General features: G+C 56.5%; 19 protein-coding genes. 10 read left to right on the forward strand and 9 right to left on the reverse strand.

Annotated features, from left to right (window positions below; genetic code table 11):
• The first annotated feature begins 125 nt into the window (after positions 1-125).
• The 4 genes from KW846_RS08245 to KW846_RS08260 all read left to right on the forward strand — a co-directional run bounded on the left by KW846_RS08245 (position 126) and on the right by KW846_RS08260 (position 3,935).
• Positions 126-785: an aspartate/glutamate racemase family protein gene (locus KW846_RS08245; protein ID WP_007979428.1), complete on the forward strand. Its 660-nt coding sequence runs from the start codon at positions 126-128 to the stop codon at positions 783-785.
• Between the two features lie 29 nt (positions 786-814).
• Positions 815-1,603, forward strand: a complete 789-nt coding sequence (locus KW846_RS08250; protein ID WP_007979430.1) for a hydroxypyruvate isomerase family protein — start codon at positions 815-817, stop codon at positions 1,601-1,603.
• Positions 1,604-1,736: 133 nt separating this feature from the next.
• Positions 1,737-2,480 carry an acetoacetyl-CoA reductase gene (phbB, locus tag KW846_RS08255; protein ID WP_007979432.1) on the forward strand — a complete coding sequence of 248 codons (744 nt, stop codon included), beginning with the start codon at positions 1,737-1,739 and terminating at the stop codon, positions 2,478-2,480.
• 93 nt (positions 2,481-2,573) lie between these two features.
• The gene (locus KW846_RS08260; RefSeq protein ID WP_371321733.1) at positions 2,574-3,935 is read left to right on the forward strand and encodes a CitMHS family transporter; all 1,362 of its coding nucleotides are present in this window, start codon (positions 2,574-2,576) and stop codon (positions 3,933-3,935) included.
• Positions 3,936-4,121: 186 nt separating this feature from the next.
• On the opposite strand, the gene KW846_RS08265 is transcribed toward KW846_RS08260, so the two are convergent.
• Positions 4,122-5,045 (reverse strand): universal stress protein, encoded by a 924-nt coding sequence (locus KW846_RS08265; RefSeq protein ID WP_218481907.1) that lies wholly within the window; start codon positions 5,043-5,045, stop codon positions 4,122-4,124.
• A 322-nt stretch (positions 5,046-5,367) separates the two neighbouring features.
• Here KW846_RS08265 and KW846_RS08270 point away from each other — a divergent pair, with 322 nt between their 5' ends.
• Positions 5,368-5,793 (forward strand): potassium channel family protein, encoded by a 426-nt coding sequence (locus KW846_RS08270; RefSeq protein WP_007979437.1) that lies wholly within the window; start codon positions 5,368-5,370, stop codon positions 5,791-5,793.
• Between the two features lie 63 nt (positions 5,794-5,856).
• On the opposite strand, the gene KW846_RS08275 is transcribed toward KW846_RS08270, so the two are convergent.
• Positions 5,857-6,741 carry a universal stress protein gene (locus KW846_RS08275; protein WP_218481908.1) on the reverse strand — a complete coding sequence of 295 codons (885 nt, stop codon included), beginning with the start codon at positions 6,739-6,741 and terminating at the stop codon, positions 5,857-5,859.
• A 335-nt stretch (positions 6,742-7,076) separates the two neighbouring features.
• Here KW846_RS08275 and fnr point away from each other — a divergent pair, with 335 nt between their 5' ends.
• Complete coding sequence (gene fnr / locus KW846_RS08280; protein ID WP_218481909.1) at positions 7,077-7,820, forward strand: fumarate/nitrate reduction transcriptional regulator Fnr; 744 nt, start codon at positions 7,077-7,079, stop codon at positions 7,818-7,820.
• Between the two features lie 85 nt (positions 7,821-7,905).
• Here the strand turns inward: fnr and KW846_RS08285 are convergent, their stop codons facing one another.
• The gene (locus KW846_RS08285) at positions 7,906-8,817 is read right to left on the reverse strand and encodes a universal stress protein (RefSeq protein WP_218481910.1); all 912 of its coding nucleotides are present in this window, start codon (positions 8,815-8,817) and stop codon (positions 7,906-7,908) included.
• A 223-nt stretch (positions 8,818-9,040) separates the two neighbouring features.
• On the opposite strand from KW846_RS08285, the gene KW846_RS08290 reads away from it, so the two are divergent.
• Entirely contained in the window at positions 9,041-9,604 is a 564-nt protein-coding gene (locus KW846_RS08290) for a GNAT family N-acetyltransferase (protein ID WP_218481911.1), read from the forward strand.
• Positions 9,605-9,657: 53 nt separating this feature from the next.
• On the opposite strand, the gene KW846_RS08295 is transcribed toward KW846_RS08290, so the two are convergent.
• Together KW846_RS08295 and KW846_RS08300 are read right to left on the reverse strand one after the other, a co-directional pair.
• Positions 9,658-10,581, reverse strand: a complete 924-nt coding sequence (locus KW846_RS08295) for a universal stress protein (RefSeq protein ID WP_218481912.1) — start codon at positions 10,579-10,581, stop codon at positions 9,658-9,660.
• Between the two features lie 24 nt (positions 10,582-10,605).
• On the reverse strand, positions 10,606-10,863 hold the full coding sequence (locus KW846_RS08300; protein WP_218481980.1) for a hypothetical protein: 258 nt from the start codon (positions 10,861-10,863) through the stop codon (positions 10,606-10,608).
• 312 nt (positions 10,864-11,175) lie between these two features.
• Here KW846_RS08300 and KW846_RS08305 point away from each other — a divergent pair, with 312 nt between their 5' ends.
• A complete protein-coding gene (locus KW846_RS08305; RefSeq protein WP_218481913.1) occupies positions 11,176-12,096 on the forward strand; it encodes a universal stress protein in 921 nt (306 codons plus the stop codon).
• Positions 12,097-12,117: 21 nt separating this feature from the next.
• Here KW846_RS08305 and KW846_RS08310 read toward each other — a convergent pair whose 3' ends face one another.
• From KW846_RS08310 to KW846_RS08325, 4 genes are all read right to left on the reverse strand, one after another.
• Positions 12,118-13,317, reverse strand: a complete 1,200-nt coding sequence (locus KW846_RS08310) for a patatin-like phospholipase family protein (protein WP_218481914.1) — start codon at positions 13,315-13,317, stop codon at positions 12,118-12,120.
• Between the two features lie 326 nt (positions 13,318-13,643).
• A complete protein-coding gene (locus KW846_RS08315; RefSeq protein WP_218481915.1) occupies positions 13,644-13,925 on the reverse strand; it encodes a hypothetical protein in 282 nt (93 codons plus the stop codon).
• Positions 13,926-14,322: 397 nt separating this feature from the next.
• Positions 14,323-14,775, reverse strand: coding sequence for a VOC family protein (locus KW846_RS08320; protein WP_218481916.1), 453 nt, complete (start codon positions 14,773-14,775; stop codon positions 14,323-14,325).
• 85 nt (positions 14,776-14,860) lie between these two features.
• Complete coding sequence (locus KW846_RS08325) at positions 14,861-16,996, reverse strand: calcium-binding protein (protein ID WP_218481917.1); 2,136 nt, start codon at positions 16,994-16,996, stop codon at positions 14,861-14,863.
• Between the two features lie 529 nt (positions 16,997-17,525).
• Here KW846_RS08325 and KW846_RS08330 point away from each other — a divergent pair.
• Positions 17,526-18,086 carry a YSC84-related protein gene (locus tag KW846_RS08330; RefSeq protein WP_218481918.1) on the forward strand — a complete coding sequence of 187 codons (561 nt, stop codon included), beginning with the start codon at positions 17,526-17,528 and terminating at the stop codon, positions 18,084-18,086.
• 233 nt (positions 18,087-18,319) lie between these two features.
• Positions 18,320-19,534, forward strand: a complete 1,215-nt coding sequence (gltS, locus tag KW846_RS08335; RefSeq protein WP_218481919.1) for a sodium/glutamate symporter — start codon at positions 18,320-18,322, stop codon at positions 19,532-19,534.
• Positions 19,535-19,558: the final 24 nt, after the last annotated feature.

Raw genomic sequence — 19,558 nt, forward strand, 5'->3', positions numbered from 1 at the left:
TGGAGCGATACATCCAACACCAAGCTTTAAAGAAAAATAACACACCTGATGCACATCAACACGCCAGTGACACTTCAGGACTTCACCGTACACCAACTTGACCTACAGCAATCCAGGAATCCGTCATGACCGCACCACGCATCTATTTGATCCATGCAACACCAGTAGCAATCGCCCCCATTACTGAAGCATTCACTCGGCTTTGGCCTGAGGCCAGGCTGGCCAATTTATTGGAAGATTCGCTTTCCAGCGATTTGGCCGAGGCCGGTGAACTGACTCCGGCATTGAGCCAGCGGTTCTTGAAACTCGCTACCTACGCCGCAGAGTCCGGTGCTGATGCGATCTTGTTTACGTGTTCGGCATTCGGTGACGCGATCGATTTGTGCAAGCGCTCGCTGAGCATTCCGGTACTTAAACCGAACGAAGCCATGATCGAGGAGGCCATTCAACGCACCGGAAAAATCACCATACTTGCGACTTTCCAGCCGGCCATTGCATCGATGACCGAGGAATTTCAAGCCTATGCGCAACAACTGGGTGTCGATATTGAGCTCAATTCCGTTGTCTGCCCAGAAGCACTCGCCGAATTGCGCAAGGGGAATGCCGAGCGACATGACACGCTTATCGTCGATTCCGCACGCCCCCCTACCAATAGCGAGCTGCTGTGTTTTGCACAATTTTCCATGACCAGTGCAGCACAAAGGGTGAGCCAAGCAAGTGGTCTGCCTGTACTGACAACACCCGACAGCGCCGTATTGAAGCTGCGCAACCTTCTGAACGCCTGATGCAGATTCGAAGATTTGAGGAGTCACCCATGACCAGGTTGAACGCGCACATCGGCTTCCAGTTTACGGAATTGCCTTTTCTGGAGCGGTTCTCGGCAGCGGCCAACGCGGGTTTTCGAGCCATCGAGTTTCCCTCGCCCTATGAATACGAAGCTCCGCACATCGCAGAGCTTCTCCGCGAGCATGAACTCCAGATGGTGCAATTCGCCGCGCCATCGGGCCCAACCAAAGGCAACACCGGCATTTGCAGTTCAAAAGAAGCATTTCGATCGGATCTAACCAAGGCCGTTGAATATGCCAGTGCACTCGACTGCCGAATGGTTCACCTGATGTCAGGGGTGTCGCAGGCAGAACTTGGGGTCATTGCCGATAGCGGCATTTACCGTCGCAATCTGAAGTACGCCGTTGAGTTCTTGACTGGAGAAGGCATCGAGCCTTTGATTGAAGTCATCAGCTCAGATGAAGTCCCGGGTTACCTGATGAGCCACTTCGACTTCGCTGAAGAGATGCTCGAGACCCTGCCCGGCCTAGGACTGATCCTGGACACCTACCACACCGAGCTTCTCGGCGTGGATTGCCTGCGCAAGCTCAATCAATGGTGGTCGCGGGTGAGGCACATTCAGGTCGCTGACTTTCCCGGCCGCAACGAGCCAGGCACAGGCAACATCGACTTCCCGAAACTGCTCTCCATGCTGGAAGACCGGGCCTATCAGGGCTGGGTGGGTTGCGAGTACCGCCCTCGCACCTCGACGCTCGATGGGCTGGAAGAACTCTGGAGGATCATGAAACCGCATCCCCATGAAGATGACCGCTGGTAAGAAATTGTTTCTTTTTGGCGAAATTGTACTCCGTAACCTTGCAAAACAATTTCGACTGGGGTTTATTAGCCCCCAGTAGCCTTCAAAGGTTGCAATCAATGCTCCCAACAAAAAACACAACAGGAGTTTGCGCATGAACAAAAAGATCGCATTTGTTACTGCAGGTATGGGAAACCTGGGCACCGCAGTTTGCCAACGACTGGCACGTGACGGATTCACCGTCGTCGCAGGATGCGGCCCTGACTCGCCTCTGAAGGACACCTGGCTCGCCCAACAAAAGGAGCTTGGCTTTAACTTCATCGCTTCTGAAGGCAGCGTTGCTGACTGGGAGTCCTGCCGGAAGGCTTTCGATCAAATCAAGAAAAATGTCGGCCCCGTTGACGTTTTGATCAACAACGCCGGCACCGCTCGGAACGTTGTTTTTCAGGACATGCAGCCCAATGACTGGGCCACGGTCATCGATACCAACCTCAACTCGCTGTTCAACGTAACCAAACAGGTTATCGATGGCATGGCTGAACGAGGCTGGGGACGAGTGATCAACATTTCTTCAGTAAACGCCCAACTGGGCCAAGTAGGTCAGGTCAACTACTCAACTGCAAAGTCGGCAATCCGAGGCTTCACTCGCGCACTGGCACGAGAAGTCGGTTCCCGCGGAGTTACGGTGAATACCGTGTCTCCTGGCTACATCGCCACTGCCAAACTCAAGTCTGTCACCACGGCGGACGCGATGGATCGCATCATCCAGGACATTCCGACTCGTCGCCTTGGAACACCCGAGGAGATCGCGGCGGTATGCGCCTGGCTGGCCTCGGACGAGGCTGGGTATGCGAATGGTGCTGACTTCTCGCTTAATGGTGGCCTTCACATGAGTTGATACTCGTGTGAGACTCAGCGGCAACCCGCTGGATCAAACCAAAAATACAGCGGGAACCTTGATGCGCTTTTTTGCGCAGATCCCATAAAAACAATTGTACTTTACGTCAAGGTGATACAAATGCTCTCAATACTCGGCTACGGCATGATTGTGACCTTCATGGCACTGATCATGACCAAGCGGTTGTCACCGTTGGTAGCGATGACAACAGTTCCGATCGTATTCGCGCTCATGGCGGGATTCGGTCCGGACATGGGCAACATGATGATCGACGGCCTGAAAAAGGTAGCGCCGACCGCGGTCATGGTGATGTTCGCGATCCTCTACTTCGGCGTGATGTTTGATACCGGTCTGTTCGATCCGATCATTCGAAAGTTCATCAAGCTGATCAATGGCGACCCGATGAAGGCCGTCGTTTTCGCGACCCTGCTTGCAGGCATGGTGTCGCTGGATGGCGACGGTTCGACAACCTACATGATCACCGTCACAGCGATGCTGCCTCTCTTCAAACGACTGAGGCTCGAACCCTTGTCGCTGACGTGCGTGGTCATTCTGGCGGCAAGTGTGACAAACCTATTGCCATGGGGCGGACCACTTGCACGTGCCGCAGCTTCCCTGCAGGTCGACACGTCCGAGCTCTTTATCCCGCTTATTCCCGTTATGGTAGTGGGCTTCCTCGGTGTTCTGGCGCTGGCTTACTTCATCGGTATTCGTGAGCGTCAACGTCTTGGAAAACTGCGCTTGTCAGTGGGTGCTGCTGCCACAGTTTTTGACGATGAGACTGACGAAGGTCTGCCATCGATGTCAGACGAAAATGCCGAACTGCGTCGTCCAAAACTGTTTTGGTTGAACGCGGGCCTGACGATTGCTTTGATGGCCGGCCTGGTGGTGGAAATCTTGCCACTTTCCATTTTGTTCATGGTCGCGTTCTCCGTTGCATTGGTGATCAACTACCCACACATGAACGATCAGCGTCGTCGTATCTCCGCGCACGCTCCAACAGCCCTGAACCAGATCGCGATCTTCCTGGCAGCCGGCATTCTGGCTGGCATTCTTTCCGGAACGGGCATGGTCAATGCAATGTCAGCGAGCTTCCTGGCAATGCTACCAGCGACCTGGGGCCCATACATGGCGCCGATAACCGCGCTGGCGAGTATTCCGGGCACGTTCTTCATGTCCAATGACGCCTTCTACTATGGTGTGCTTCCAGTACTTGCCAAGGCTGCCGAAGTCTATGGCATTACCCACGCCGAAATTGGCCGTGCCTCGCTGGTAGGTCAACCTGTTCACCTTCTGAGCCCTCTTGTGGCCTCGACCTACCTGCTCTGTGGCTTGGCAGGTGTGGAGTTCAGCGACCACCAGAAATACACCATGAAATGGGCGTTTGCGCTGAGCTTCCTCATCTTGATCGCTTGCTTGGTAGCAGGGTTGTTCCCTCTGGCAGCTGGTGTCTAAGGGAAAGTCGAGAGCAACTAGCTTCACCGTCGCGAAACAATGAAAAATCCCGAAAACAGAAATGCTTTCGGGATTTTTTGTGTTCGCTCAAACAAATTTCACTTCGGAGCCCTAATGCCTGGCCCAAAGGACATCGCCGCCGAAAGCGGTACACCGATGATTCCAGCGTCGTGATTTCCCGCCTTCCTACATCCCGCCCCCCGATAATGGCTTGACGATCATCAAACTGCACGGTGCCCGGTTCAACACGCTCTCGGCGGTATCGCCGATAAACCGCTCGGGCCCATGGTGATAAGCCGTGCCCAGCACCACCATGTCGAAAGCATGCTGTTGAGCGAACCGCGCGATAACCTTGTGGGGGGAGCCCGTCAATAAATGTCGACGGGCATCCTTGATGCAGTAACGCTCGGCAAGCACATCGAACGCCTCTTGTTGGACATCCTCGATAGCGTCTCTCAAACTCGGATCAAGACTGCCTGTCGGTACACTCATCGGCGCATCGCTTATCTCTGACCAACGACTGACGTTAAGCAAGTGCAACTGCGCACCGCAACTGGCCGCCAAAGTAGAGGCCAGGTCGAGTATTCGGTCATTTAATCCCTGAGTGAGTTCCTCCAGATGGGACAGATCGATCGCCGCGAGAATTTTCAAGGGCTTGGGATTTATGGCGCTGGTCACCAGGTGCAGGTGGGTCGGACACTCGCGTAGCAATCGCCAGTCCACAGGCCGATGAAAGGCGCGGTCCAGAGCCGGCACATAATGGGTGTCCTTGATCACCAGGTCCGGAAGAAAGTCGTTCACGTACTCCAGCAGGTTTGTCAGGCTCGACCTGGCCCAGACCACTTCGGTGGTCACCTGTATGCCGCTGCATCGTTGAAACCGGGCCTGCTGCTCCAGCCAATGACGGTGAACTTGCAGATAGCCTTCTCGTGCCTGTGCCATCGCGTCATGGTCAAGCAGACCGGCTACCGCCAGGGCCTGGACATAATCGAACGCGACAATGTGCAATAAGGCACCGGTTGCACCAGCCAAGGCATGTGCACGCTCAAACGCCGGGGTCAGGGTCATTTCGCTGGGGGCTATCAATAGAATGCGTTTGAGTTTGAGCATCACATACCTCGCCCTGAAACCTGCCTGAGTGCAAACCCGCCTGGCTGTCGAGCCTTGAGTCAAACGTTTGTTACTTCGAGCGAACTCATGACTGCAGCCAGCAAAAAGTCCTGTCGACTTGTTGCGACCGGAAAGCGGCAGTTCGATTATTTGGCGTTGTACCGTGGGGGATCTGACTTTTATCAACTAATCAACAGCTATCGTTAACGGAGCGACTGGCTTTCGATGACTTAAACCCTTGTTGATTCAGCTCAACGATTTTCCGGCTTCCTGACGTAGAACTACGCTGATGCACCGCCTCCCCTATCGCTGGAGATTTGCCATGCTGGCAGTCACGCTGATCAATACGCTGGTGGTGGTCATCGCCGTAGTGATCCACTACGAATGCCTGTTACGCCTGAATGACTGGCTGCCCCGGCTCAAGGTGTGGAACCGCTTCAGAATCGTGGTTGGCGTATTCGGCGCCCTCCTGGCCCACGCCATGGAGGTCTGGTGCTTTGCGCTGGTCTATTACCTGATGGTGCACTCAGGGGGATGGGGCAGCCTGACGGGCAACTTCGACGGTTCGCTGATGGACTGCGTTTACTTTTCCTTTACGACGTACACGACCATCGGCTTCGGCGATATTTCGCCTGAGGGCAACCTCAAATACTTGACCGGTCTACAAGCCCTTACCGGACTGGTGCTCATCACATGGACCGCATCCTTCCTGTTTCTGGAAATGCAAAAGTACTGGAAGCGCAAATAATCCCCTTTCTGACTCGTATCAGACTCAACTGACGGTCTGGATCAAGTCTGGTACGGACAGGATCTAGACCGCCAGAACGCAGCAGGGCACCTGATACAGAATATGCTCGGTCGTGCTGCCCAGAAGCTTGTCCACACCATGGGACTGGACTCTGCCCATCACGATCACATCCACATTGTGTTCATCGGCAAACTCACTCAACGCCTTCACCGGGTTTCCCTCAATGAAATGTCGACGATCGGAGGGCACTCCGAACCGATCTGCCAACTCAATGAACGACGTTTCCAGGTCTCTGCGAAGCGCGTGGGTCAGGTCAGCGAGGGTCAGGCCGCCCATGTCCGCCAGAAAAGCGGCCGAGATATCGCAGGCATACAGCAAATGCAGCTCGGCGTTGCACTGCATCGCAAGGCTGCAAGCCTGCTTGATGATTCGGTCGTTCAGTTCATTGTCGGTAGACTCGACATCCGATACCTCGACCGCTGCTACTACCTTGCGAGGCAAAACGAAGCTGCTCCCGCCCACCAGAAACACCGGCACCGGACAGTGACGCAACAAATGCCAATCCAACGGGGTGAAGAAGGCCCGCTTGAGCGCGGACTCATGCTGAATCTCCTTGATCAACACGTCAGGCTGCATGTCCGTGACGTATTCAATGATGTCTTGCTTCATATCCTCGGCCCAGGCCACCTCGGTGGTCACCTCTATCCCCCTGCCACGCAGATTTTCGGCCTGAGCCTCAAGCCAGCCGCGATGGTCCTGCAGGTAGCGCTCCCGACCCGATTCTCGATCGCCCTCTTCAAGCAGAGATAACCATCTGGACGAAGGGGTCAGCGCCGCGATATGCAAACTTGCACCGCTGGCCTTGGCCAGCGCCGCTGCATGATTCATGGCTGAGGAATGGCGCAAGGCCGGGTTGATGATCAGTAACAGGCGTTGATACTGGCTCATGATAAATCTCCCTTGAGGTGGATATTCGGCTCAGCCTGGACGTCATGTGCCTGCAGTTGCCCGGCACTCGAAAAATCGCTCTTGAACTTCTCCGCCAGCGGATCAGGCCACCAACAGGTTTTTCTTGATTCTGAGCGCCTGCAGCGCTCATGACTTGATTTACATCAACGCTCAGAAAGTGCGCATTGACTGAATGACGCATAAGCAATGGACATTGGTCCAGCAGAGGCAACGAGGCTTTCACCCGTTCGTCTATTACATCCACTATAAGTTGGAACAAAGGGTGGCCTGGGCTGCTAGCGCGTATGCTGATCCTATCCGTGGGGAGACATGTCATGTCTGAAGCCATGCAGATTCAAAGTCAAAACCTCAAGTCTGCATGTTCCAACTGCAGCGTTCTGGAGCTGTGCCTGCCGCTTGGCCTGACCGGTCCGGAAATCGAACGTCTCGACACACTGATCGTGCAACGATTCAAGGTCAAAAAGGGCGCAACGCTTTACCGCGCGGGCGACCCGTTGCGTTCGCTGTATGCGGTGCGAATCGGTTCGTTCAAGACCAGCGTGCTGTCGGTCGATGGTCGCGAGCAAGTCACAGGGTTCCAGATCCCCGGCGAAATGCTTGGTCTGGATGCCATCAGCACCGATCTGCATGCGTGTAATGCCGTTGCTTTGGAAGATAGCGAGGTCTGCCCCATCCATTTTGCTCACCTGGAAAAACTTGCCCGGGAACTGCCTTCGTTGCAGCACAACCTGAACAAAATCCTCAGCCGGGAAATCGTTCGCGATCACGACATGCTGATGATGCTGGGCAACATGAACGCGGATGAACGCCTGGCCGCTTTTCTCCTCAATTGGTCGCAGCGCTTGAATACCCGAGGTTATTCGTCCATCAGCTTTGTGCTGAAAATGCGTCGGGAGGAAATTGGCTCCTACCTGGGCCTGCGCCTTGAAACCATCTGTCGGGGCATTGCGCACCTGCGAGACCAGGGATTGGTGGAAATAAGCGGCCGCGACGTCAAGATCCTGAACATGGACGGGCTCAAGCAACTGATCGTGGGCTGCCATCGCAACCTCCACTGACACCTGCAGCCTGGAGAATCTGCATGCGTGCCCTTGTGCCAGCTGGAGCTGTTGCGCACAGGTCAGTTCAACGGTGCGATAGCGTTCATTCCCTGACACGCGACCTGACCACCAACAGACTGCCCGGTACAGAGTACAGCGCCCGCTCGGTGTTGCTGCCGATCAACCGATCGAGCCCCACCCGATTCGCAGTCCCCATCACCACGACATCGGCCAGGTATTGCTCGACAAACTCACTGATCACCGGCACCGGCAGTCCCATGACGAAATGCCGTCGCTCCGGTGGCACCCCGTGGCGCTCCGCCAGTGCAACAAACGCCTGGTGCAAGGATTGACGCAGCTCTTCGCTCAGATCCACGCCCCAACCGCCCCCGGCCAATGGCGCGTCGCTGTTGAAAGCCGGCGACAGGTCATAGGCGTAAAGCAGGTGCAACGGCGCATCGCAGTGCAGGGCCAGGGCGTTGGCGGTCTGAATGATGGTGTCGTTCAAACCGCTCAATTGTGTCGACGGATCGAACGGATCCACTGCCGCCACGATTCGGTGCGGCAAGCTGTAACGAACGTGGTTGACCAGATGCACGGGGATCGGGCACTCACGCAATAAGTGACAATCAAGCGGGGTGATGAACACTCGCTTGAGCACAGGTTCAAGGGTTACATCCTTGATCAACAGGTCGGGCTTGAGATCCTCGACCGTCTTCAAGATATCCAGCAACGCATGGGTGGTGAAGACGGCTTTGACCGTCACCTGCAGCCCCAGGTCGCTGAGTCGATCGAGCTCTTCGGCCTCCCAGCGGCGGTAGCGACGCAAATACCGCTGTTGCTCTGCGTCATCTACTTTTTCTTGCCATAAATGCACCACCGGTGCCGGTTCGACAAAGGCCCGCACATCCAGTACGGCCCCGGCTGCCTTGGCCAAGGCGACGGCACGCAGCTGGGCGGGAGACTGATGCAGGTTTTGGTCAGCGATCAGCAGAAAACGTTGATATTGACCCATCACACACCTCCGTTCGACTCCGGTCATACAGTGCCGGGATGTTTTCAAGACTGCGCTCTATCACCTGGCGCGGTTTGATTTACATCAAGCTCACGCAAACCGGTGCCGCCGGCACAGCTGTCTGATCCAGATCAGATTCAAACGTCGCCAGCGGAGTAGAAAAGAACTCAAACGCGATTTTTTCCGCATGCCAATCTTGCAAACCGCACTGGAGGAACACCCCATGCTTACCGTCAAAGACCACAACGATCGGGCCGCGGCCACCTATGCCGCGGTCGACGGCCAATACTGGATAGAAGCGCTCAGGGACGGTCGCCACGTTTTGATCCGACCACTGGCGCAGAAGGATCGCGACCGTGAATACGCTTTCATCAAACGACTGTCTCCCGAATCCCGGCACATGCGCTTTCTCGCGCAGATCGGCGAACCCGGCGCTGCGATGCTCGATCAGTTGATGGACACGGACAATGAACAGCGTGTGGCCTATGTCGCCCTGGTCCATGACAAAGGGGATCTGGTCGAGATCGGCATCAGCCGTTACGCGGCCACCCGCGAGCATGAGTGTGAATGTGCCGTAACGGTTGCCGATGAATGGATGCATTTGGGGCTGGGCACTTTACTGATGGTGCATCTGATCAAGGCCGCCCGCAAAAACGGCTTTCGCCAGATGTATTCGGTGGACGCCTCCAGCAATGCCCCCATGCGCGACCTGGTCAAGGCACTCGGATTCGAGACACACAATGATCCCGACGACAGCCGTCAGGTGATTCATCATCTTTACCTGTAGACAATCGCTGCTCGATGCTCCGGCCAACGACTCGTCGCGGGGCGATCAAGCCCTCAGGATTGCAGCATTCTTCCCGGCTTGATCGCCAGCACACTGCACGGCGCCCGATGCAGCAGTTGCTCGGCGGTGGTTCCGAGTAATTTGCTCAGGCCCTTGTGCTGTACCGTGCCCATGACAATGACATCGCAGCGGCGCTTGAAGACAAACTCACAAATACCCGGTACGGGTGCCCCCACTATGAAGTGACGATGCTCCGGTGACACGCCGTGGCGCTCAGCGATGGCCGCAAATGCCTCATGCTGAGCCGCTCCCAACATTTCATGGATCCCGCTGGCCAGCGGCAATGCGGCAATGCCCATGTCCTGTACGTATACAGCCGTCCAGTCATACACATGCAGCAACTCAAGACTGGCATCACAGACCGCCGCCAGTTTCGCCGCGGCGTCGATAACCTGGTCGTTGAACACGCGGTCCTGATCTTCATCACGCAACACATCAATGATGGCCAGCACGTTGCGTGGTCGGGCATTCAGCGCAGTCGTCACCAGATGCACCGGCACAGGACAATCGCGCAGCAGCTGCCAATCCAGCGGAGTAAAAAATACTCGTTTTAACGCCGATTCTTCCTGGGCGTCCTTGATGATCAGCGTCAGCGGCATCTCATTGATGAAGTTCAGAATCTCCTCATAAGGATGCTGTACCCACACCACTTCGCTGGTGGCCTCGACCCCCTGCTTGCTCATCAATCCGGCCTGATCCACGAGCCATTGGCGATGGGTTTGCAAGTAGCCGTCCCGAGCCCGACTGAATTGTTCCGGGGCGAACAACCCGGCCACCGCCAGGGCCTGGGAATAGTCGAACGCCACGATGTGCAACGGCAATTGCATCGCGATCGCGAGCGCAGCAGCCCGGTCGAATGCCGGTGTTCGATTCATGGCTGAAGGAGCGATCAAGAGTAAACGCTGAGATTGCGTCATGGGGCACCTCGGCACGCAGCCATTTCAATCCGGGAGTAGAACCACAGATTGATTGCTCCTTGTTCCGACCACTTGATTTTTATCAGTTGCGCGCGCGATATCCTTCAGGGCCGCCCCTGCCAGGCTAGCGCCGCTTGGCCAGACATGGGGCGCCTCGATACGCGCCGTGAGCTGGCCAACAAATGCCTGTGCTTCTCCCAGTGTGTTGAAGTTCACTTTCAAGGCATCCATGCACACAACCCAGCAATGGCTTGCCGGTTTTGCCTTGATATCAATGATCATAGAGTCCTCCGTACTGCTTCGAGAATGCATGGTCCGGTTCCTTTCGACGAATACAGCCGCTCTCATGGTTGCCGTGATGCTCCCTCCTCCACCGTACGTATGCCGCAGTTCAGCATGAGCCCAAAGATTGCGCCGGGGAGCCGGACGAAAAATTGATAACGGTCAACAATTTCGTCACTGGACGAAGCCCGGACAACCGCACGTCGGGCAACGCCATCCGTTCCCTTCCATTTGACAAAGATCAAACCCGGCGCTCTGAACAGCGGCAGGCTAGGGGCAAGCGATTGCGCGATTACCTACCGGAGGTCTGTCATGTCCGATCAATTACGCTTCATGCTGGTCGTCTCGCCGTTGATGGAAAACAGCCCAGCCTTCGACCGGGCCGCTGCCTTGGCCAAGGCTTCAGATGCTGCCCTGCACATCGTGGCGTTTGATTATCTTGAAGGGCTGGCGACTGCCGGAATGGTCAATGGACAGGCGCTGGAACAGATGCGGCTGGGCTATGTCGAGCGCCATCGTCAGTGGCTCGAAGACCAGGCCCGCCCCTTGCGCAAGATCGGTGTGCACGTCACCACGGAAGTCGTCTGGGTCGAAAGGCCTTTGCAGGAAATCCTCATTCATCTCAAAGAACAGCCGATGGCCGTATTGATCAAGGCACTGGAACACGAATCGCTGTTGTCACGCCTGATGTTTACACCATTGGATATCCACCTGCTACGTGAATGCCCGGTGCCCCTGCATTTTGTCAGTCATTCGCACAACACTTTACCGCGCAAGATCGTCGCCGCCGTTGACCCTTTTCATTCTGATGAGCAATACGAAGGCTTCAACGACAGCATTCTGCGCGAGGCCTCCAAACTGGCGAGCACCTGCAATGCAGAACTGGACGTGATCTACGCCCATGACCTTTCCAGCATCAGTGCAGACGAATTCGGTTTCAGCAATGGATCGGCGTTTTTTTCCTCGGGAAAAGCCAAGTCGCTGTTCGAGGCGCAGGCTGATGCGTTTCGCGAACTTTCTGAGCGCAACGGTATCCCGCCGGAGCACCAGCACATGATCATGGGCAATCCGGTCAAGGTGCTATCCAGCTACGCGCAGACTTATGACAGCGATGTGATTGTCATGGGACGCATTGGTCATCGCGGCATGGAGCGGCTGGTTGGCAGCACGGTGGAACACCTGCTGTACAAGTTGCCCTGCAGCGTGTGGGTGGTTTCCCCGGAAAAAATCTGAACGCTTGATGACACGCTTGTTTCACCGTTTAGCGTTTTCCAGGTACGGCAATTTATGCCACGGATAGCCCTTCGCGCTGAGTTGAAAGGCGTAATCGAACAAACGCTTCATGTACTCGCCATCGAATTTCCGATCGTGCGCAAAGTTAAAGTCGGAGCCAATGTACGCAAGATTGAAATCCGCCCCATCCTGTTGCGCCATACGGTAGATACGCTCCAGGTCGCTGATCCCCTGGGTTTGAATCAAGGCGCTGATGGCCCGGCCGCCGATGCTCAATGTGCGGCGCTTGGTCCCGGCCCACTGCGGCTCCAGTGTCCCGTTACGAATGACATAGAAATGACGGTCGAACCGCAACGGTGCGCCGGTGGCTTTGCTCAGCGCCATCACGGTGCTGGGCGGGTAAAGAAACACTTGGGTGATGACCCCTCCGTCCACGTGCATTTCCTGGAACTGTTTGCCGTCAACGTCCACATCAATCATGACGGGTGAGACTGCACCGGGAATGCTCATTGACGCGAGCATGATGTTGCGAAAGAGGTCGAGCGCTCCCGGTGCCTGGCTTGCGGCAATCGCGCCCATGTTCCAGGTGACGGGCCGGCCCGAATCAAGGTCGGTTGTGCCGATCAGCAGGATTCGTCCTTTGGCATACTCCGTCGCGATCGCCGCAAGAATCTGTGCCGTGACGTATTTTGCGATGAGCCGCGACAGTGGCTTGCTGTCCGCTATACCGTCGCTGGCAAAACGGGTTAATACGTTTCGCGAATGAAAAATGTCTTTGGGCCCGATTGCGTTGGAGACATACCGAATCACGCTGTCGTAATCGGACCCCAGGTAAGCGAACGGGGCGACCAGGGCACCCGCGCTGATGCCGGTGACGACCTTGAACTGGGGGCGAGTCCCGTGCGTCGTCCATCCCGCAATCAGTCCCGCTGCGAAGGCGCCCGCATCGCCGCCACCGGAAACCGCCAGCATATTGGCCAGCGGAAGGATATGGTTCGGCTTCCCGGCCTTGGCGAGCACCTCGCTCTCACGCTTGTTGGACTGAACCGCATCCTCAATGAAAGGCGTCAGGTCGTGGTCCAGCCTGTAGCGAGCATTGGGAATGCCCGGGATGACAGCCTTTTCCGTCAAGGTTGGCGGAACAGCGTCACGACGTGGCAGACACGCTTGAAGAAACATGTCCAGAGTTGAGGCGCCAGGTCTGAGCGGGAATGGTTTCAAAGCGCGTCTCCAGCCCTTGCCGTCGTCAGCAAGCGCTCATCATCGCCGAGAGAGTCCCTACCCCTGGTGCTCGAGATGACCACACGCCAGCCCCGCCAGTGGCACTTCATTCGAACGCCGGGCTGCTCATTCTGCGCTCCTTTACCTGATAAAAAAACTCACTGGCCGCGCGCGCCGGGTTTTATGCGAAAGCCGTTGGACTCACCAGGTTAAGGGGCAGAGCGTAATATTCAACAAGTCGAGTTGAAGCGCCTGATGAAAGAGCATGGTTTCAAAACCAGCAGAGAATGTATTAGAACCTCTAGTTCACGAGTGACAACCCACTACTAGAACAGGGCGCGGTATTTATTGCTGGCGATATTCAGTGTTACCATAACCCTGACAGAACTATCAGCGTAGAACTTTTGGATAATGCCGTCATATACACAGAGCACAACCCCTTCACCCGATACGTATGAACTACCGTTATCCACCAAATTCAAATTGTGCACGCCGTAACTACGAGTGATATCTGGCTTGAGCCTGTTGCAAATGGCCAGGTGATCAGGTTCGCCAGCATTGGCGATAAGGGGTGCAAGCAGGGTCAACAGGATGAGTGACTTTTTCACTTTGGCTCGCCTTGACGCACATTGAGTTTGAATCTGACAGGCTCGACATTCAGCAATACTGCAGACACAACAGGCACATGAATATACATTTCCACCCGGGTGCCGGAGCAAGTGCAAGATACCCGTGATTAGCTGCCTTAAAGTTCATGGCGGCGGATGGTAGTTTTGGCTTGACTACCTGTCAATATGCGATATCTGCTAGCTTTTTTATGCAGCATCGGATTCCATCAAATGAAAAAACCGACTGTTAAACTATTGGATAATCAATAATAAAACCGACAAGCCAACCAGGTTAATACTGAGTTTCCATCGTTAAGATCAGCGATATGCAAGGCACCCAGGTTATCTCATGCTTGCAACCGGTCCGGTGGTGACGCTCAGCCATTTTCGCAGGTGCTCATCGAGAAGCGTGTTGCCCGAGCTCCTGGGCAAGTCCGATGAGAATGCCTTCGGGGCCGCGGATGTAGCACAGACGATACGTCTCTTCGTACCGGACCACGTTGCCGACGAGCTCTGCGCCGTGTGTGTGGAGCCTGGCAAGTGTGTCGTCAATGTCTTCCACGGTGAACATGACTCGCAGGTAACCGAGCGCGTTCACCGGGGCGGTGCGGTGATCGGCGACCACGGGGGGTGCGAGGAATCGGGAAATTTCGAGCCGGCTGTGACCGTCCGGCGTGCGCATCATGGCAATCTCGACGCGCATGTCGCGCAATCCTGTGACGCCATCTGCCCAGTCGCCCTCGATGGGGGCGCGCCCCTCAAGTTCAAGGCCCAGTTCGGTGAAGAACTCAATGGCAGCGTCGATGTCTTCTACAACGATGCCGATGTTGTCCATGCGCTTGACGGTCATGCTGTCTCCCTGGCGCTTGAAGGGGCCCGTCGCCCGGCCTGAGGCATGCTCACGCCCTCAATCGGCGCGAGCATGCGTCGTTCACTCACGTAAAGGCGAAATCCGACTCGGTGATGGCGGCCTGTGGCACGCCGCTCAAGGTGATGGTTCCCACCTCCGGCCGGCCCGTGACGCTGATGACGGCCTCGCCGAACTCTACTCCAACGGTGAGGTTGGCGAAGGTCAGACCGCTGGCGCTCAGGTCGATCAGGTCCGTGCCGTCCTCGAAGTCGGCGATGGTGTCCGTCCCCCAGAGGGCACCGAACTGGAACCTGTCCGCATCGAGACCGGGTTCGAACTGGACGCTGCCAACCATGAAATCACCCGCCGCGCTGCCCACCAGCCGGTCGTCCCCGGTGCCACCAATCATGAAGGCGCCTGCACTGCCCGATTGCAGCGTGTCGTTGCCTTCATTGCCCTCAAGGGTCGTCTGGAAGGCGAACTCGGCGCTGCTGCCGATCACCAGGTCGTTGCCGGCTCCGCCGAAGGCACTGCCGAAATCCTCGATGGTGAGTGTGTCGTTACCCTCGCCGCCGAACAAATTATCCAGGCCAGTGCCGCTGAGTAGCACGTCGTCCCCCGTACCGCCATCGAGCAAATCCTCTCCTGCCTGACCGAACAACTGGTCGTTGCCGCCGAGGCCGAAGATCTTGTCGTCGCCATCGGTGCCGACAATGATGTCGTTGCCATCGGTGCCCGCCGTGACGAACTCGGTATTGTTACCGAAGTCGCCCACCGTGAAGTTGTTGACGCCAAGGAAGTTCACAGTGAAGTCGGTGCTGTCGAGCCGGCCGTTGTCATCGTCGTCCGCTATCAGCCAGGTGTTGCCCTGGCGGACCGTGTAGAACAGATCGGTGATGCCGTTACCACCGCCGACCAGTACCGCGCCAAGCTGTGGATTGAGCGTAACCTGGCCACGAAATACGAACTCATCGTTCAGCTCGAGCGTATCGCCGCCGGCCACACCTGCGCCCTGGAAGTCCTGGACCGTATCGAAAATCGCGAAGGTCGAGCTCGGGTTGAACGAGCCAAGGAAGAACTCGAACTCGTCATTGCCGGCACCGCCGTTCAACTGGTCTGCCCCGGCGTCGCCTTCGAGCGCGTCGTCACCATTGCCGCCGAACAACTGGTCGTTGCCGGCATCACCGAACAGTTCGTCGTTGCCGTCCTCGCCGAAGATCTGGTCGTTACCCTCGCCGCCAAAGAAGTCGTCGTTACCGACACCACCGAACAACTGGTCGTTACCGGCATCGCCGTCGAGGGTATCGTTGCCGGCACCGCCATTGACGATATCAGTGCCGTTACCGCCGGAAAGCGTCGTGTCATTGCCGGCGCCACCATCAATGATGTCGTTGCCGTCGCCCCCGGTGATGAGGTCGCGGTCATCGCCACCGTTGAGGGTGTCATTGCCCAGCCCCCCGGTAAGCCGGTCGATTCCCGCGCCACCGTTGAGGATGTCGTTGCCGGCGCCGCCGTCGACGATGTCATTGCCGTTGCCGGCGTTCACCACGTCGTTGCCACCGAGCGCGAAGATTGTATCGGCGTCCGGGGTGCCGTTGATCACGTCATTGCCCTCGGTGCCACGCACGACGAAGGCCGTGGTGCCGAAATCGGCTCTTGTGAGGTTGTGCTGCCCCGTGAGTTGTACGGAGAAGTCACTGGCGTCGAGCACGCCATTGTCGTTGGAGTCCGCGAACAGCAGCGTGCTGGCGGCACCTACGGCATAGAACACCTCGGTAAAGCCGTTGCCACCGAAACCGAGCGAAGCGCCCAGCGTCGGCACCGTGGGGCGAGCCCCCTCGAAAACCAGGCGGTTGCTCGCGGAAAGAAGCAGGTTGTCACCACCGGCAACGCCGGCCCCCTGGAAGTCGGTCACTGTGTCGCGGGCCAGGGAAGAGGATTCCACGCCACTGCCGACAAACCAGTTGAAAGCGTCATTATCCGCGCCCCCAGTCAGGGTATCGGCACCGACACTGCCCGTAAGACTGTCGAGTCCGGCGCCTCCGCGAAGGAGGTCATCGCCGTCACCACCGACGAGTTCATCGTTGCCGTCCCCCCCTTCTATCGTGTCGTTGCCTCCTTCACCCAGGATAAAGTCGTCTCCACCCAGGCCGAAGATCTGATCATCCTCCGGGTTGCCAAATATGAAGTCGCCTTGTTCAGTCCCATTGATAACAGCCATGGTACTACCCTCCATTAAAGGAAATGGTAAGCGTTAACTGCGTTACAGCGGGTTGAGGAAATTAGACAAACTCAAGGGGTCACAAGTGCGCCATTTCGACCTCACCGTTTATCGCCAATGCAGACGGGTGTTCCGGAGCCTTCGCCAACCGTCCAATGCCGCTACATGGCTGGCTCGGGGGTTGCGGGGTAGGAGGGTTTGAAAATCTGTTATCTCCGGCGAGCGGAGGAAACATTTTGAAATACTAATGGTTTCCCCGGCGTGAACTTTGACAATAGTTCCACCGCACACCTTTTTTACTCGACAGCCCCCAAAGAAAGGACTGGCGAACGAACACCGCCATTGCGCAGTGGTCACAACATCTGATGGCATCGCAAATGACAGGTGATTACGAGCCTGCTTCATACAAAAGCGACGCTTGAATTCACACATTTCAGGGTGCGCCGGATAACCTCAGCGGATTCAGTTCCTGCCAAATGCAGGCGCCTGCCGCTGCTCTCATCCAATGCTCCCTCAGCGGAGTATGCAAATGACTCAATCAATGCGGTTCTTCCTCTCGTTCTTCCTCGCCACTGCAACATTGGCATCGACCGGTTTCCTGAGCACGGCAGGAGCGGCCACCGCCGAGGATCTGAATGCCGATGCCAAACAAGCCTTGCAATTGCTTTACAAGGCCCATCCTTTTGCCGAAAAAATCTCGCACGAAGCCAAAGCGGTGCTGGTTTTCCCGAAAATCATCAAGGCGGGCCTTGTGTTTGGTGGCAGCTACGGCGAAGGCGTCCTGATGAAAGGCACCAAAGTCGAAAATTACTACAACTCCGTCAGCGGTTCATGGGGCCTGCAGGCCGGCGCCCAGTCGTACGGCTATGCGGTTTTCCTGATGACCGATAAAGCCGTGAAATACATAGCCGAAACCAAGGGCTGGGAAATCGGTGTGGGGCCAACGGTTGTCGTGGTTGATGAAGGGGTGGCGAAGAACCTGTCCAGCTCGACGCTGAAGGACGACGCCTACGCGTTCATCTTCGACCAGCAAGGGTTGATGGCGGGGGTCAGTATCGAGGGAACGAAGATTTCCCTGATCAAGCGCTAGACTCAGCCGTTTGACTGGCTATCGGGAGCGTGATGGCGGCCTATGCCAATACTGGTGGGTTTTCCCATTCAGGCTAGGCTGTCCTCACTGCTGGCGCACAGACGTAGCTGATGATGGGGGCTATCTGGACGAGCAAGGCTGGCAGTGGCTGTATCGACCATTCATTGATCCAGGTCCAAACATTGAATGATCGAATCCTGATAATGATTGATCAGTTTTTAGGTAGGCCTTAAATGACTTCACAGCTCTTCCAGGTTCACGGCCTCGTGAGTTTTACCCTTGCCATCCTTCTGCTTTTCCTCGGCAAAACCCTCGTCCAGCACAACAACTTTCTCCGGCAATACTGCATCCCCGAATCGGTCGTCGGCGGCTTCGTCTGTGCGGCGGTGACGTCCTTGCTCTACTTCGGCCTGAATATCCAGGTCGAATTCGATCTGCAGGTTCGCGACACCCTGCTGCTCTATTTTTTCGCCGGCATTGGCTTGAAATCGGATATGCGCCAACTGCTCAAGGGTGGGCGCCCGTTGCTGATCCTGCTGTTACTCGCCGCTGTGTTCATTCTCCTGCAGAACTCGCTGGGCATGGGTGTGGCCCAGGCGTTCGGGCTGGATCCCAAGGCGGGCCTGATGGTGGGCTCCATTTCCCTCACGGGCGGCGTGGGCACCACCCTGGCCTGGGCACCGCTTTTCGTCGAGAAACTGGGCATCAGTAACGCCCATGAACTGGGCATCGCCAGCAACACCGTCGGCCTGATTGCCGCTTGTGTCATCGGCGGCCCTATCGCCAACCGACTGATACGTCGTTATCAACTGACGCCGTCCAGGGATGCGGAGCTGGAAGTCGGCATACTCGAACAACAACCGAGCAAGGCGCTGGACTACTACGACGTGCTCTGGGCGTGGATGTGGCTCAACCTGACCCTGATGCTCGGCTATGGGCTCAACCTGCTGCTGGTCGATGCCGGCGTCACCCTGCCCAAATTTGTCAGCTGCCTGTTCGCGGGCATCGTCATTCACCACCTTGTGCTGGCCTTTGTGGGTGATAAACGCCTGAAAAGCTGGAGCGGCGCCAGCCTGGGTCTGTCGCTGATCTCCGATATCTGCCTGGGCATGTTTTTGACCATGGCCCTGATGGGGCTTCAGCTCTGGCAGCTCAGCGGCGCGCTGTTGTTCATTCTGTGTGCGTTGACCCTGCAAATTCTGCTGACGGTCGCCTATACGTATTTTGTGGTCTTCCGCTTCATGGGGCGCGATTACGAAGCCAGCGTGATCGCTTCCGGATTCGGCGGGATCGCCCTCGGCTCCACGGCGACAGCCATCGTCAACATGTCGACCGTGACACAGAAGTACGGCGCGGCGCACCAGGCCTTCCTGATCGTGCCACTGGTATGTGGTTTTTTCATTGACCTGGTCAACGCCGTGATCATCAGCCTGTTCAGTGGTCTTTAACGACCGGCCCTTCAACGCTCGAAC

The organism is Pseudomonas sp. PDM32 (assembly GCF_019219225.1).
In the GTDB taxonomy this organism is placed as follows: domain Bacteria; phylum Pseudomonadota; class Gammaproteobacteria; order Pseudomonadales; family Pseudomonadaceae; genus Aquipseudomonas; species Aquipseudomonas laurylsulfatiphila.